Origin of the sequence: Herbaspirillum seropedicae (assembly GCF_001040945.1) — a bacterium.
GTDB lineage: Bacteria > Pseudomonadota > Gammaproteobacteria > Burkholderiales > Burkholderiaceae_D > Herbaspirillum > Herbaspirillum seropedicae.
The window spans coordinates 115,560-131,656 of the sequence record NZ_CP011930.1 but is presented as its reverse complement, the minus strand read 5'-3'; the positions used below and the strand labels follow the sequence as shown (position 1 = coordinate 131,656).

General features: G+C 61.6%; 7 protein-coding genes. All 7 read right to left on the bottom strand.

Going from position 1 to position 16,097, the window contains the following annotated elements:
* Position 1: 1 nt before the first annotated feature.
* The 7 genes from fusA to rpoB all read right to left on the bottom strand — a co-directional run bounded on the left by fusA (position 2) and on the right by rpoB (position 16,010).
* Positions 2-2,107 (bottom strand): elongation factor G, encoded by a 2,106-nt coding sequence (gene fusA / locus ACP92_RS00550; RefSeq protein WP_013232184.1) that lies wholly within the window; start codon positions 2,105-2,107, stop codon positions 2-4.
* A gap of 128 nt (positions 2,108-2,235) precedes the next feature.
* Complete coding sequence (gene rpsG / locus ACP92_RS00545; RefSeq protein ID WP_013232183.1) at positions 2,236-2,706, bottom strand: 30S ribosomal protein S7; 471 nt, start codon at positions 2,704-2,706, stop codon at positions 2,236-2,238.
* Positions 2,707-2,862: 156 nt separating this feature from the next.
* On the bottom strand, positions 2,863-3,246 hold the full coding sequence (gene rpsL, locus ACP92_RS00540; RefSeq protein ID WP_006465490.1) for a 30S ribosomal protein S12: 384 nt from the start codon (positions 3,244-3,246) through the stop codon (positions 2,863-2,865).
* A gap of 329 nt (positions 3,247-3,575) precedes the next feature.
* A complete protein-coding gene (locus tag ACP92_RS00535; protein WP_013232182.1) occupies positions 3,576-4,721 on the bottom strand; it encodes a hemin-degrading factor in 1,146 nt (381 codons plus the stop codon).
* A 28-nt stretch (positions 4,722-4,749) separates the two neighbouring features.
* Positions 4,750-7,005 carry a TonB-dependent hemoglobin/transferrin/lactoferrin family receptor gene (locus ACP92_RS00530; RefSeq protein WP_240727292.1) on the bottom strand — a complete coding sequence of 752 codons (2,256 nt, stop codon included), beginning with the start codon at positions 7,003-7,005 and terminating at the stop codon, positions 4,750-4,752.
* Between the two features lie 364 nt (positions 7,006-7,369).
* Positions 7,370-11,611, bottom strand: a complete 4,242-nt coding sequence (gene rpoC / locus ACP92_RS00525; RefSeq protein WP_008334119.1) for a DNA-directed RNA polymerase subunit beta' — start codon at positions 11,609-11,611, stop codon at positions 7,370-7,372.
* Positions 11,612-11,903: 292 nt separating this feature from the next.
* Positions 11,904-16,010: a DNA-directed RNA polymerase subunit beta gene (gene rpoB, locus ACP92_RS00520; RefSeq protein ID WP_013232180.1), complete on the bottom strand. Its 4,107-nt coding sequence runs from the start codon at positions 16,008-16,010 to the stop codon at positions 11,904-11,906.
* Between the last annotated feature and the right edge of the window lie 87 nt (positions 16,011-16,097).

The following is a 16,097-nucleotide window of genomic DNA, read 5'->3' as shown; positions in this document are numbered from 1 at the left end:
CTTACTTGGCCTTGGAGGTGACGATTGCGTCGATCACGTTCTTGGGCGCTTCGGAATAGTGCTTGAATTCCATCGAGTAGGTTGCACGGCCTTGGGTGGCCGAACGCAGCGTGGTCGAGTAACCAAACATTTCCGACAGGGGCACTTCAGCCTTGATGATCTTGCCACCACCGCCGGCGATTTCATCCATGCCCTGGACCATGCCACGGCGGGAGGACAGGTCGCCCATCACGGTACCGGCGTAATCTTCCGGGGTTTCCACTTCGACAGCCATCATCGGTTCCAGGATGACGGGGCTGGCGCGGCGGCAACCTTCCTTGAAGGCCATCGAGCCGGCCATGCGGAAGGCGTTTTCGTTCGAGTCCACATCGTGGTACGAACCGAAGAACAGGGTGACCTTGACGTCAACGACAGGGTAACCAGCCAGCACGCCGGTGTTCAGGGTTTCACGCACGCCCTTTTCAACGGCGGGGATGAATTCGCGCGGAACGGTACCGCCCTTGATCGCGTCGACGAACTCGAAGCCCTTGCCGGCTTCTTGCGGCTCGATCTTCAGCACGACGTGACCATACTGACCACGACCACCCGACTGCTTGACGAACTTGCCTTCGGATTCTTCGCAGGTCTTGCGGATGGTTTCGCGGTAAGCCACCTGCGGCTTGCCGACGGTGGCTTCCACGTTGAATTCGCGCTTCATGCGGTCAACGATGATGTCCAGGTGCAGCTCGCCCATACCGGCGATGATGGTCTGGCCCGATTCTTCGTCGGTACGCACGCGGAACGACGGATCTTCAGCAGCCAGGCGGTTCAGGGCCAGGCCCATCTTTTCCTGGTCGGCCTTGGTCTTGGGTTCCACAGCCTGCGAGATCACCGGCTCAGGGAAGACCATGCGCTCCAGCACGACCATTGCCTTATCGTCGCACAGGGTGTCACCGGTGGTGGTGTCCTTCAGGCCCACGACGGCGGCGATGTCGCCGGCCATCATTTCCTTGATTTCTTCACGCTGGTTGGCGTGCATCTGGACGATACGGCCGATACGTTCCTTCTTCGACTTCACCGAGTTCAGCACGGTGTCGCCCGAGTTCAGGGTACCGGAGTAGCAGCGGATGAAGCACAGCTGGCCAACGAACGGGTCGGTGGCGATCTTGAAGGCCAGGGCGGAGAACTTCTCGTCGTCCTTGGCTTCGCGCACGACCGGCTCGTCGTCTTCGTTCAGGCCCGGAACCGGGGGGATGTCCACCGGCGACGGCAGGTACTCGACCACGCCGTCCAGCATGGCTTGCACGCCCTTGTTCTTGAAGGCGGTGCCGCACATCATCGGGACGATTTCGCCGGAGATGGTGCGTTGACGGATCGCGCCCTTGATTTCGGCTTCGGTCAGGTCGCCTTCTTCCAGGTACTTGTTCATCAGGTCTTCCGATGCTTCAGCAGCGGTTTCGACCAGGTTTTCGCGCCACTTCTGGGCGTCAGCCTTCAGATGCTCAGGGATGTCGCGGTAGTCGAACTTCATGCCCTGGGAAGCGTCGTCCCAGTAGATTGCGCGCATCTTGACCAGGTCGATCACGCCTTCGAAGTTTTCTTCGGCGCCGATAGGCACTTGCATCGGGATCGGGTTGGCCTTCAGGCGAGCGCGCATCTGCTCGTAGACCTTGAAGAAGTTGGCGCCGGTACGGTCCATCTTGTTGACGAAGGCCAGACGCGGGACCTTGTACTTGTTGGCCTGACGCCACACGGTTTCCGACTGCGGCTGCACGCCGCCCACTGCACAGTAGACCATGCAGGCGCCGTCGAGCACGCGCATCGAGCGTTCGACTTCGATGGTGAAGTCAACGTGACCCGGGGTGTCGATGATGTTGATGTGGTGGGCCGGGAAGTTGTTCGCCATGCCCTTCCAGTAACAGGTGGTCGCAGCCGAGGTGATGGTGATACCACGCTCTTGTTCCTGTTCCATCCAGTCCATGGTGGCGGCGCCGTCGTGCACTTCACCGATCTTGTGGTTCACACCGGTGTAGAACAGCACGCGCTCGGTCGTGGTGGTCTTGCCAGCATCGATGTGCGCGGAGATACCGATGTTGCGGTAGCGCTCAATGGGGGTCTTGCGAGCCATGATTTATTCCTAAGTCTTTAATGCACGAAACCGAGCGTCATTTTTTTCAAATAAACGCTCGGCTCGAACCAATTTTAAGATGCAGACCCAGGCTCTTCATCATCGCAAAAGCCCAGGTCCAGTCTTGATTAGAAGCGGAAGTGCGAGAACGCCTTGTTCGCTTCTGCCATGCGGTGCACTTCATCACGACGCTTCATGGCGCCGCCACGGCCTTCGGCGGCTTCCATCAGCTCACCACCCAGACGCTGCGGCATCGACTTTTCGCTGCGCTTGTTGGCGGCTTCACGCAGCCAGCGCATCGACAGGGCCATACGGCGCACCGGACGCACTTCAACGGGCACCTGGTAGTTGGCGCCACCGACGCGGCGGGACTTCACTTCCACCATCGGCTTGCAGTTGTTCAGGGCTGCGGAGAACACTTCCAGCGGGTCCTTGCCCGACTTGGACTGGATGTAGTCGAAGGCGCCGTAGATGATGTTTTCAGCGACGGACTTCTTGCCCGACAGCATCAGCACGTTCACAAACTTGGCGACTTCAACGTTGCCGAACTTCGGATCCGGCAGAATTTCCCGCTTGGGGACTTCACGACGACGTGGCATTTCGATTCCTTTCAATCTTCAGTTGAGTGGGCGAACCCTGCTTCAACTTCGCCTGCACTCGCGGAGAGCCATCATGGCTTCCACTTACTCGGCCCGTCCTGGACCGACTCTGAGTCTGTTCACACGACGCGCGAGCGTCATGATAAACACCAATTATTACTTCTTCGCTGCCTTGGCGCGCTTGGCACCGTACTTCGAGCGAGCTTGCTTACGATCCTTGACGCCCTGGGTATCCAGTGCACCGCGAACCATGTGGTAACGCACACCCGGCAAGTCCTTCACACGGCCGCCGCGGATCAGCACGACGCTGTGTTCTTGCAGGTTGTGGCCTTCACCGCCGATGTACGAAATGACTTCGAAACCGTTGGTCAGACGCACCTTGGCCACCTTACGCAGCGCCGAGTTCGGCTTCTTCGGGGTGGTGGTGTACACGCGGGTGCAGACACCGCGCTTTTGCGGGCTGTTTTCCAGCGCCGGCGACTTGCTCTTCACGATCGCGCGGACACGTGGTTTGCTAATCAGTTGATTGATGGTTGGCATCGTTTTAATCCAACAAAGTACAACATTGAAAACAGGTTCCGGAATCGGTTGCCCGGAACCACACAGGAAACTCTTGTGCGCAAGACAATGCGCAAATCGGATTTAAGACCGGAAGGGAGAATAGCGTCGCAGCAGCGATGTTTCAGACCAAAGAACGCATAAGCCCGGGAGAGCCTAAATTCGAGAACTCGCGAGTGTACGCCTGAATGTCCAGCGGGTCAACCCGGAGCTGGCTCCAGCGCCGATTTGACGCGGTTTATGGCCATTTCGCCACGCTTTTGCCGTGGCGAAATGGCAATGTTTTCCTGGATGCAATGATTGCGCCTGGCTCAACTGCGCGGCAGCGCCTCCACCATGCGCCGCCACTGGGCCGTCTCAGGCTGGCCCCGGTCGCGGCGCGAGAAGAAGTTGACCAGCTGACGCCCGGCCGCATCATAGAACTCCACCGAGGTCACCATGCCGTGGTCGGTGGGTCGGCGCACCACCCAGCCGTGGTCGATGGTGGCGCTGCGCACCTTGAGCCGGAAATCCTCACCCAGCACCTCGTACCACGCTCCGCTATTGCTGCTCCGGTCGATCATGCCGCTATAGATCTGGGTCATGCCGCCCTGGCTGACAAAGGCCATGATGGGCTGACGGCGGGCGCGGGCGTCGTCCATCAACAACTGCAGGCCCTGCGCGCTGATGCGCCAGGCGGAATCGTCGCCGATCAGCTGCAGCGCCTGTTCGCGGCTGAGCTTGAGTTCGCGCAGCAGCCGGGGAAACTGGTGGACGTCGGTCAGCTTCGTCCACGCCTGGCGCAGCTGGGCCACGTCAGCAGCCGATGCAGTGCCGCGCACGTCGGCGGGCGGCTGCGTCGGGGCCGGCAGCGCGATCAAGGGGGCAGGCTGCCCGGCGATCCTGAACTCGGCCACCAGGCGTTCATAGGCGGCGATGTGCTCGTCGTTGTCCAGGTAGATCTTGTGGATCGCCTGGCCATGCTGATCGAAGAACTGCAGGCTGCGCAGGGCCTTGCCGTCGCGGCCCGGCTGGGCGACGGCGAAGGCGCTGCCCCACTGGACGCCGCCGATACGCAGGTCGATCGGGCCGCCCGCCAGTCCGGTCCCCGGCACCACCCTGCCCTGTTCATCGCGGCGCGCCGGCGTGACCGCGCCGGTGCGCTCCAGCATCACATCGTCGTTGCGGATGACGGCCTTGATGCGCCCCAGCTCAGCCAAGCGCTCATAGAGCGCCTGGAGATCCCTGGCGTCAGATGTCAGACGCGTGGCCTGCCAGTTCGCGTCGCTGGCCAGGAGCTCGGCCTCGGACACGCCCAGCTGATGCGCAGCCTCGCGCAGATGCAAGCGGGGTTGGGCCTGCTGCAGCTGGGTCCAGCGTTGGGAGAGCGTGGGCGGATTGGCGGCGCATCCAGCCAGGGCCAAGGCGAGGGTCAGTGCGGCTGGCAGCAGCAGCGTCGGAGCGCTACGGTGTTTCATGGAAATTCCTTTCAGGTGGCTGCGTTGATCAGTATTCGATTTTCAGGCTCAGGTTGAAGCTGCGGCCGGGTTCGGTATAGGCGTCCTTGTTGACCGCACTGTCGGCCAGCGACAAGCCGCGGATGTCGGTCCAGCTCCAGTACTTGCGATCGAACAGGTTGCGGATGCCGGCGTAGAGCGTCATGTTGCGGTTCAGGTGATAGCCGCCGGAGATGTCCATCACGAAGAAGGCGGGCGAGACGAAATTGGTGGCGGTGGGAATGTCTTCCTTCTTCTTGGCCGCGTTGTAGACCAGGTCGCTCTGGAAGAACCCTTGCTGGCTGCGCTCATAGCGCAAGCCGGTCACCACCGACAATGGCGCCACCGACTCCAGCCCGCGCTCGAGGCCGTTGCTGGTGGTGCTGCCCTTGGTCCAGGCAAAGCCACTCTTGAGCGAGAAGCCGATGTCCATCTGGTAGTCGAGCCGCCCTTCCAGTCCATGGATCTCGGCCTTGGCGGCGTTGCGATACTGGAAGATGGTCGGGTTGGCCATCGTCAGGTTGCCGCCGACTGTGACCAGGTCGATGAAGTTGCTGTAGTTTCCCTTGTAGGCGGCAGCGCTGTAGCGCAACGCCCCCGCGCCCAGCGCAAGCTTGCCGCGCAGCCCCAGCTCGACGGTGTTGCTGGTCTCGGGCTTGAGATCAGGATTGGACACCTGGCGGTAGACCGTATTGTTGAAGAAGGAATTGACCTCCTGCGCCGACGGTGAGCGGAAGCCCCGGGCGTACTGGATGTAGGGGATGAACGCCGGCGTCACTTCATACAGCAAGGCCAGGCGTGGCGACAAGGCGCTGTCGCGACTGGACACCGCCGGCTGGCCATTGGCGATGGGCTGGGCGTCGTACTTGGCGCTGGCCTGCGGCTTGAGCTCATAGCTGTCGTAGCGCAGGCCCGCGATGGTGGTCAGGGCGCCGGTACGCATCTCATCCTGCAGATACACGCCCAGCAGGTTCGATTCGGTCTTGGGGAAATACTGGCAATACTGGGTGCCGGTGCACGTATTCCAGCCAGTACCGTTGGCGTTGACCTGCAGGGTCGACAAGCTCAGGTCCAGCCCATAGACCAGCTTGTGCCGCCAAGAGTCGGGGCCGAAATTGCTCTCGGCCAGCAGGCTGCCGGCGCTCATGCGGTCCTGGTACGCCACCGCCCGGAAGCGCGGGCGCACGATGCTGCCGGCGCTGGCCCCGGCCTCATAGGTGTATTGGTCGGTGTCGGCATTGCGATAGGTGAGGCTGGCCTTGATCTTCTGCACCCAGGGATGTTCGGCGTCCACATGTTCATAGGCCAAGGTGGCGCGCTGGCCGGTGGACTTGCTGCTGGTGTGATATTGGGTCACGCCATTGGTGAGCGCCGACAGGCTGTCGCCACTGTCGCGCTGCTCGGTGGCCTGCAGGGTCAGCTTGAACAGGTCCACGCCATTGGGCCGGAAGACCAGCTTACCCAGCGCTGAACGGGTGTTGTAGTGCATCGGGTCCGGTGTGGTGCGCGCCGTGCCGAGTACGTCGTTGCTGCCCTTGTTGTCGGCTTGGCTGCCGTGACGCGTATTGAGGATGAGCATCCCCTGCCACTGCTGGCCGCCCCAGGCCGCGCTGGCGCTGGCGCCACTGCTGTGGTCACCGGAGTCATAGGAAGGCTTGAAGGAAAAATAGCTGCTCTTGCCGAACACCTCCAGCAGGTCGGCAGGATCCTTGGTGATGAAGTTGACCGCGCCCGTCAGACCATCGCTGCCATACAGCGAGGAAGCCGGTCCGCGCAGCACCTCGATGCGGCGATACAGCTCGGTATCGGTAGTGGCTCCGCGCCCGACGCTGGACGTACCGTAGCTGAAGGAACGCGGCATGCTGATGCCGTCTTCCAGCATCAACACACGATTGCCATCGAGCCCGCGGATGCTGATGCCCTCGTTGCCGCCCCGTCCGGTGGTGGCGCCCGGCCCGGTAATGCCGGACATGCGGTAGACCGAGCGCTTCACTTCCACGCCTGGCTCGTAGCGCAGCGCGTCCTTGATGTCGCGCGCGTTGTGTTGCTCGATTTCTTCCGCGCTGATGACCGAGACGGTCGCTGCCGCGTGATCGCTATCGCTGCTGCCAGAACGATTGGCCGTGACGACCACCTCCTGCAGCTTCTTGCCGCTGGCCTGCGCCAGCACGACGGAAGGATCTGATGAACTGGATTGAACGGATTGCGGCTGATCCGCTTGCGCATAGGCGCCGACGCATAGCCACTGCTGCAGCGCCAGGAACACGGCTGCCGCACACCTCGATTTGCATGGAGACACTGTAACCACCCCTTGGTTGGATCGGTTACTAGCGACTGCTGGCTACCTCTTGGAAAAGAAACGACCTGCATACGCAGGCCGCCATGAATGCTGTCTTTCACTCACCCATGCCGCGCACAGATGAGAATCGTTATTATTTGAAGATGATAGGAGATTCGCTCTTCGTTGGCAATGCCTGCGCTGCGCTCCCCCTACGCCCAGCAAGGACAAGGGACTTGCGGGACGAAAAAAAACGGCGCCGGAATGACTTCCGACGCCGCTTCTCTTGCAGCTGTTAGCTTCTGCCGTGTCGGGTGGCCGATACAAGCGGACCACCCGGGCGATGCGAGGCTTACGCTTCGCCTTCGCCGCCACCGATGGATTCGGTCGAGGAGATTTCCTCGTCGCCGAATTCGGAGCGGGAGGCACGTTCGGCTTCGAGCAGTGCTGCGCGCTCTTCGGCTTCCCATGCATCCTTTTCCTTGCGGGCGCGGTGGAAGGCCAGGCCAGTACCAGCCGGGATCAGGCGGCCGACGATGACGTTTTCCTTCAGGCCGCGCAGGCCGTCCTTCTTGCCCATGATCGCGGCTTCGGTCAGCACGCGGGTGGTTTCCTGGAACGATGCGGCCGAGATGAAGGAGTCGGTCGACAGCGATGCCTTGGTAATACCCAGCAGCACGTTTTCGTAGGTCGCCGGGATCTTGCCTTCGGCGGTCACGCGGTCGTTCTCGTCCAGCAGTTCGGAACGCTCGACCTGCTCACCGGTGATGTAGTTGGTGTCGCCCGGCTCCACCACTTGCACGCGGCGCAGCATCTGGCGCACGATCACTTCGATGTGCTTGTCGTTGATCTTCACGCCCTGCAGACGGTACACGTCCTGCACTTCGTCGACGATGTAACGTGCCAGCGCTTCGATACCCAACAGGCGCAGGATGTCCTGCGGGTCAGCCGGACCGTCCACGATCATTTCGCCCTTGTTCACCACCTGGCCGTCGTGCACCAGCACTTGCTTGTCCTTGGTGATCAGGAACTCGTGCTTGGTGCCTTCCATGTCGGTGATTTCCAGACGCTGCTTGCCCTTGGTTTCCTTGCCGAAGGCAACGGTACCAGTGACTTCGGCCAGCATGCCGGCATCCTTGGGCGAACGGGCTTCGAACAGCTCGGCCACGCGCGGCAGACCACCGGTAATGTCACGGGTCTTCTGCGATTCGGTCGGGATACGGGCCAGCACTTCACCCACATGCACTTGCTGGCCGTCCTTGACGGTGATCAGCGCGCCGACCTGGAAGCCGATGGTCACCGAGTGTTCGGTGCCGGCGATCTTCACTTCTTCGCCTTGTTCGTTCAGCAGTTTCACCTGCGGACGCATGACCTTGGAGGACGGACCACGACGCTTCGCATCGATGACCACCAGGGTCGACAGACCGGTGACTTCGTCGATCTGCTTGGCCACGGTGGAGCCTTCTTCCACGTTTTCGAACTTCACGGTACCGGAGTACTCGGTGATGATCGGACGGGTCAGCGGATCCCAGGTCGCCAGGGCGGTACCGGCCTTGATGGTCAGGCCATCCTTGACGATCAGGGTGGCGCCGTACGGCACTTTGTGACGCTCGCGCTCACGGCCCAGGTCATCGGTGATCAGCACTTCGCCGGAACGGGAAATGACGATCTGCTCGCCCTTGCCATTGGTCACGTAACGCATCGTGGCGGTGAAGCGCACGGTGCCGTTGGACTTGGCTTCCACCGAGGAGGCCACCGCTGCACGCGATGCCGCACCACCGATGTGGAAGGTACGCATGGTCAGCTGGGTACCCGGTTCACCGATGGACTGCGCTGCCACCACGCCGACGGCTTCGCCGGAGTTCACCAGCAGGCCACGGCCCAGGTCGCGGCCATAGCACTTGGCGCACAGGCCATAGCGGGTGTCGCAGGTCAGCGGAGTACGGACCTTCACTTCGTCGATACCCATGCGTTCGATCTCTTCGACCTTGTCTTCGTCCAGCAGGGTGCCGGCTTCGAACAGGGTGGATTGATCTTCCGGGTTGACGATATCGGTCGCCGCCACACGGCCGAGGATACGGTCGCGCAGGGCTTCGATAACTTCACCGCCTTCGACCAGCGCCTTCATGGCCGAACCGTTGGAGGTGCCGCAATCGTCTTCGATCACGACCAGATCCTGGGTCACGTCCACCAGACGACGGGTCAGGTAACCGGAGTTGGCGGTCTTCAGCGCGGTGTCGGCCAGACCCTTACGGGCGCCGTGCGTCGAGATGAAGTACTGCAACACGTTCAGGCCTTCGCGGAAGTTCGCGGTAATGGGCGTCTCGATGATGGAGCCGTCAGGCTTGGCCATCAGGCCGCGCATACCGGCCAGCTGGCGGATCTGGGCAGCCGAACCACGGGCGCCGGAGTCGGCCATCATGTAAATCGCGTTGAACGATTCCTGGGTGGTCTTCTTGCCTTCGCGGGTGATGACGTCTTCCACCTTCAGCTGGTCCATCATGGCCTTGCCGACTTCGTCGCCGGCCTTGCCCCAGATGTCCACGACCTTGTTGTAGCGCTCGCCTGCGGTCACCAGACCCGAGGAGTACTGCTGTTCGATCTGCTTGACTTCGGACTCGGCAGCGGCGATCAGGGTGGCCTTTTGCGGCGGCACAAGCATGTCGTCCACGCAGATGGAGATACCGGCGCGGGTCGCCAGGCGGAAGCCCGACTGCATCAGCTGGTCGGCAAACACGACGGTGGCACGCAGACCGCACTTGCGGAAGGACGTGTTGATCAGCTTCGAGATTTCCTTCTTCTTCAACGCGCGGTTCAGCACCGAGAACGGCAGGCCCTTGGGCAGGATCTCGGAGAGGATGGCGCGGCCGATGGTGGTCTCGTAGCGCTTGACGGTACGCACGAATTCGCCGGTGACCGGGTCCTTCGGGTGTTCCACGATACGCACCGTGATACGGGTGGCCAGCTCGACTTCCTTGTTGTCGTAGGCGCGGATGACTTCCGACACGTCCTGGAACATCATGCCTTCGTTCTTGCCGTTGATGGCTTCACGGGTGGCATAGTACAGACCCAGCACGATATCCTGGGACGGCACGATCGACGGTTCGCCGTTGGACGGGAACAGGATGTTGTTGGAGGCCAGCATCAGGGTGCGGGCTTCCATCTGCGCTTCGATCGACAGCGGCACGTGCACGGCCATCTGGTCGCCGTCGAAGTCGGCGTTGAACGCGGCGCACACCAGCGGGTGCAGCTGGATCGCCTTGCCTTCGATCAGGACCGGCTCGAACGCCTGGATGCCCAGACGGTGCAGGGTCGGCGCGCGGTTCAGCATGACCGGGTGTTCGCGGATGACTTCTTCCAGGATGTCCCAGACCACCGGCTCTTGCGCTTCCACCAGCTTCTTGGCGGCCTTGATGGTGGTCGACAGACCCATCAGTTCCAGCTTGTTGAAGATGAAGGGCTTGAACAGTTCCAGGGCCATCAGCTTGGGCAGGCCGCACTGGTGCAGCTTGAGCTGCGGGCCCACCACGATGACCGAACGGCCCGAGTAGTCCACGCGCTTGCCCAGCAGGTTCTGACGGAAACGACCGCCCTTGCCCTTGATCATTTCGGCCAGCGACTTCAGCGGACGCTTGTTGGCGCCGGTCATGGCCTTGCCGCGACGACCGTTGTCCAGCAGCGAGTCCACCGCTTCCTGCAACATGCGCTTTTCGTTGCGCGTGATGATTTCAGGCGCGCGCAGTTCCATCAGGCGCTTCAGACGGTTGTTACGGTTGATGACGCGGCGGTACAGGTCGTTCAGGTCGGAGGTCGCGAAGCGGCCGCCATCCAGCGGCACCAGCGGACGCAGTTCCGGCGGCAGCACGGGCAGCACTTCCATGATCATCCACTCGGGCTTGATGCCCGAGCGCTGGAACGCCTCCAGCACCTTCAGGCGCTTGGCGTACTTCTTGATCTTGGCTTCGGACTTGGAGTCCTTCAGTTCCTGGCGCAGGGTTTCCGCTTCGCGGTCGATATCGATCGAGCGCAGCAGTTCGCGGATACCTTCGGCGCCCATGAAGGCGATGAAGTCGTCGCCGTACTCTTCGTACTTGGCGGCGTAGTCGTCTTCGGACATGATCTGGCACTTCTTCAGCGGGGTCATGCCAGGATCGGTCACGACGTAGGCTTCGAAGTACAGCACGCGCTCGATGTCGCGCAGGGTCATGTCCAGCACCATGCCCAGACGGGACGGCAGCGACTTCAGGAACCAGATGTGGGCAGTCGGGGACGCCAGCTCGATGTGGCCCATGCGCTCACGACGCACCTTGGCCAGGGTCACTTCCACGCCGCACTTCTCGCAGATCACGCCACGGTGCTTCAGGCGCTTGTATTTGCCGCACAGGCACTCATAGTCCTTGATGGGGCCGAAGATCTTGGCGCAGAACAGGCCGTCGCGCTCGGGCTTGAAGGTACGGTAGTTGATGGTTTCCGGCTTCTTGACTTCGCCGAAGGACCACGAGCGGATCTTGTCAGGCGAAGCCAGACCGATCTTGATCGCGTCGAATTGTTCGTTTTGCTGGACTTGCTTGAATAGATCGAGCAGTGCTTTCATGTATCACTCCAGGTTGGCGTGAAAAAACTAAATTTACGTGTGGCCGGTTCACCCTGCTTAACCCTGTTCGCATCGGCGGGAGAGCCAGCGAAGCCTCTGCTTCGTGGTGCCGCTCGATACCGGGACAGACCTCCCCAGCTTACTGCCGTACTTCGCTTGAATCTCTTGAATCTCTTGATTCGTTCACATCGCCCGTGGAGCGATGCGTCAAAACTGAATACTGAATTCTTGAATTCTTGGTTCGCCGGAAAAACCGGCGGGGTGCGCAGCCTGCGCCGCGCACCCCTTTACATCATTCGCGTTCCAGGTCGATGTCGATACCCAGCGAGCGGATTTCCTTGACCAACACGTTGAAGGATTCCGGCATACCGGCATCGATCACGTGGTCGCCCTTGACCAGGTTCTCGTAGACCTTGGTACGGCCGTTCACGTCGTCGGACTTGACCGTCAGCATTTCCTGCAGGACGTAGGACGCGCCGTACGCTTCCAGCGCCCACACTTCCATTTCGCCGAAACGCTGGCCGCCGAACTGCGCCTTGCCGCCCAGCGGCTGCTGGGTCACCAGCGAGTACGGGCCGGTGGAACGGGCGTGCATCTTGTCGTCGACCAGGTGGTGCAGCTTCAGGTAGTGCATGTAGCCGACGGTCACGGTGCGCTCGAAGGCTTCACCGGTACGGCCGTCATACATCGTGACCTGGTTCTTCGACGGGGTCATGCCCAGCTGCTTGGCGATCGGGTCCGGATAGGCCAGATCGAGCATGCGGCGGGTTTCTTCTTCATGCGCGCCGTCGAACACCGGGGTCGCGAAGGGCACGCCCTTCTTCAGGTTTTCCACCAGCTCGATGATTTCTTCATCGGTGAACGAATCCAGCTCTTCCTGCTTGCCCGATTCGTTGTAGATGGTGGTCAGGAACTTGCGCAGTTCCGCAACCTTGGCTTGCGCCTGCACCATCTCGCCCAGACGCAGGCCCAGACCCTTGGCGGCCCAGCCCAGGTGAACTTCCAGCACCTGGCCAACGTTCATACGCGAGGGCACGCCCAGCGGGTTCAGCACGATGTCGGCGGGGGTACCGTCGGCCATGTGCGGCATGTCTTCGATCGGCAGGATGCGCGAAACCACACCCTTGTTACCGTGACGACCGGCCATCTTGTCGCCAGGCTGCAGGCGACGCTTCACAGCCAGGTAGACCTTGACCATCTTCTGCACGCCCGGCGGCAGTTCATCGCCCTGGGTCAGCTTCTTGCGCTTCTCTTCGAAGGCCAGGTCGAACTGGTGACGCTTCTCGGCGATGGATTCCTTGATGGCTTCCAGTGCGTTGGCGATGTCGTCGTCGGCCGGGCGGATGTCGAACCAGTGGAACTTGTCCAGATCGTCCAGGTAGGCCTTGTCCAGCTTGGTGCCCTTGACCAGCTTCTTGGGGCCGCCGTTGGCGACCTTGCCGATCAAGAGACGCTCCAGACGCTGGAAGGCATCGCCTTCCACGATACGCAGCTGGTCGTTCAGGTCCAGGCGATAGCGCTTGAGTTCATCGTCGATGATCTGCTGGGCGCGCTTGTCGCGCTGGATGCCTTCGCGGGTGAACACCTGCACGTCGATGACGGTGCCGACCATGCCAGAGGGCACGCGCAGCGAGGTGTCCTTCACGTCGGAGGCCTTCTCGCCGAAGATCGCGCGCAGCAGCTTCTCTTCCGGAGTCAGCTGGGTCTCGCCCTTGGGGGTGACCTTACCGACCAGGGTGTCGCCAGCTTCGACTTCCGCGCCGATGTAGACGATACCCGACTCATCCAGACGGGCCAGTTGGTTCTCGGCCAGGTTGGAGATGTCGCGGGTGATTTCTTCTGCACCCAGCTTGGTGTCACGCGCCACCACCGACAGTTCCTCGATGTGGATCGAGGTGTAGCGGTCATCAGCCACGACCTTTTCGGAGATCAGGATCGAGTCTTCGAAGTTGTAGCCGTTCCAGGGCATGAACGCCACCAGCATGTTCTGGCCCAGCGCCAGCTCGCCCATGTCGGTCGAGGCGCCGTCGGCGATCACGTCATGCTTGGCCACGCGGTCACCGATCTTGACGATCGGGCGCTGGTTGATGTTGGTGTTCTGGTTGGAACGGGTGTACTTGATCAGGTTGTAGATGTCCACACCGACTTCGCCAGCTTGCGCTTCGTCGTCGTTGACGCGGATCACCACACGGCCTGCATCGACGTAGTCCACCACGCCGCCACGCAGGGCTTGCACGGTGGTACCGGAGTCGACTGCCACGGTACGCTCGATGCCGGTGCCGACCAGCGGCTTTTCCGGACGCAGGCAGGGCACGGCCTGGCGCTGCATGTTGGCGCCCATCAGTGCACGGTTCGCGTCATCGTGCTCCAGGAACGGAATCAGCGAGGCCGCCACCGACACCACCTGGCCCGGGGCCACGTCCATGTACTGCACGCGTTCCGGCGAGACCAGGATGGTTTCGCCGGCTTCACGGGCCGACACCAGTTCGTCGGACAGCTTGCCTTCGCCGTCGATGGTCGCGTTCGCCTGGGCGATCACGTAACGACCTTCTTCGATGGCCGACAGGTAGTCGATCTGGTTGGTGACCTTGCTGCCCTCGACCTTGCGGTACGGGGTTTCCAGGAAACCGTATTCGTTCAGGCGGGCGTACAGCGCCAGCGAGTTGATCAGGCCGATGTTCGGGCCTTCAGGCGTTTCGATCGGGCAGACGCGGCCGTAGTGGGTCGGGTGCACGTCGCGCACTTCGAAGCCGGCGCGTTCGCGGGTCAGACCGCCAGGGCCCAGAGCGGAAACGCGGCGCTTGTGCGTGATTTCCGACAGCGGGTTGGTCTGGTCCATGAACTGCGACAACTGCGACGAACCGAAGAACTCACGGATGGCGGCCGAGATCGGCTTGGAGTTGATCAGGTCGTGCGGCATCAGGTTGTCCGCCTCGGCTTGGCCCAGGCGTTCCTTGACAGCGCGCTCCACGCGCACGAGACCTGCACGGAACTGGTTCTCGGCCAGTTCGCCCACGCAACGCACGCGACGGTTACCCAGGTGGTCGATGTCATCGACTTCGCCGCGGCCGTTACGCAGTTCGACCAGGATCTTGATGACGGCCAGGATGTCGTCATTGGACAGGGTCATGGTGCCGGTCAGCTCATCGCGACCGACGCGACGGTTGAACTTCATGCGGCCCACGGCCGACAGGTCGTAGCGGTCTTCGCTGTAGAACAGGCCGTTGAACAGGGCTTCCACGGACTCTTCGGTCGGTGGTTCGCCAGGACGCATCATGCGATAGATCGCCACGCGTGCAGCGGTCTGGTCGGCGGTGTCGTCGGTGCGCAGGGTCTGCGAGATGTAGCCGCCCTGGTCCAGGTCGTTGGTGTACAGGGTCTGGATGGCCGAGATGTTGGCTTCGCGCAGCTTGGCCAGCAGTTCTTCGGTCAGCTCGTCGTTGGCGCTGGCCACGACTTCACCGGTTTCCGGATCGACGATGTTCTTGGCCAGCACGCGGCCCAGCAGGTAGTCCTCAGGCACGGAGATGTGCTTGATGCCGGCGGCTTCGATGTCACGCACGTGCTTAGCGTTGATGCGCTTGTCCTTGGCGACCATCACCTTGCCCGACTTGTCGGTGATGTCGAAACGTGCGACTTCACCGCGCAGGCGCTCGGAGACGAACTCCATGTCCGCGCCTTCGGCGTGCAGGTTGAAGTTGTCGAAGACGAAGAAGTTCGCCAGGATCTGCTCGGAGGTCATGCCAATGGCCTTGAGCAGGATCGTCACCGGCATCTTGCGGCGGCGGTCGACGCGGAAGAACAGGATGTCCTTCGGATCGAATTCGAAGTCCAGCCAGGAGCCACGGTAAGGAATGATGCGGGCCGAGAACAGCAGCTTGCCGGACGAATGCGTCTTGCCGCGGTCGTGTTCGAAGAACACGCCCGGGGAGCGGTGCAGCTGGGAGACGATCACGCGCTCGGTGCCGTTGATGACGAAGGAACCGGTGGTGGTCATCAGGGGCAGTTCGCCCATGTAGACTTCCTGTTCCTTCATTTCCTTGACGACCGGCTTGGTGGGCGATTCCTTGTCCAGGATCACCAGGCGCACCTTGGCGCGCAGCGGGGACGCGAAGGTCAGGCCACGTTGTTGGCACTCTTTGACGTCAAACGGCGGAGCGCCCAGCACATACGACAGGAATTCGAGGCGCGCAAAACCATTGTGCGACACGATGGGGAAAATCGAGGTGAAAGCCGATTGCAGGCCTTCGTTCTTGCGCTCCGATGCTGCACGTTCGGGTTGCAGGAAATTCTGATACGACTCGATCTGAGTCGCGAGCAGGAACGGAACGTTGTGGACGTTTGCGCGTTTCGCGAAGGATTTGCGAATGCGCTTCTTCTCAGTAAATGAGTAGTGCATGGACACTCCGTGAGTGACAGGAAGGATAGAGAATTCAAGATTCGATCAGACCGCGCGACTTGCCGGCAAAGCAGTCCGGGCCATCGG

What these genes read in the sequence shown, in the direction of transcription:
- fusA (WP_013232184.1), bottom strand. Translation starts at nt 2,107, where the DNA reads ATGGCTCGCAAGACCCCCATTGAGCGCTACCGCAACATCGGTATCTCC.
- rpsG (WP_013232183.1), bottom strand. Translation starts at nt 2,706, where the DNA reads ATGCCACGTCGTCGTGAAGTCCCCAAGCGGGAAATTCTGCCGGATCCG.
- rpsL (WP_006465490.1), bottom strand. Translation starts at nt 3,246, where the DNA reads ATGCCAACCATCAATCAACTGATTAGCAAACCACGTGTCCGCGCGATC.
- ACP92_RS00535 (WP_013232182.1), bottom strand. Translation starts at nt 4,721, where the DNA reads ATGAAACACCGTAGCGCTCCGACGCTGCTGCTGCCAGCCGCACTGACC.
- rpoC (WP_008334119.1), bottom strand. Translation starts at nt 11,611, where the DNA reads ATGAAAGCACTGCTCGATCTATTCAAGCAAGTCCAGCAAAACGAACAA.
- rpoB (WP_013232180.1), bottom strand. Translation starts at nt 16,010, where the DNA reads ATGCACTACTCATTTACTGAGAAGAAGCGCATTCGCAAATCCTTCGCG.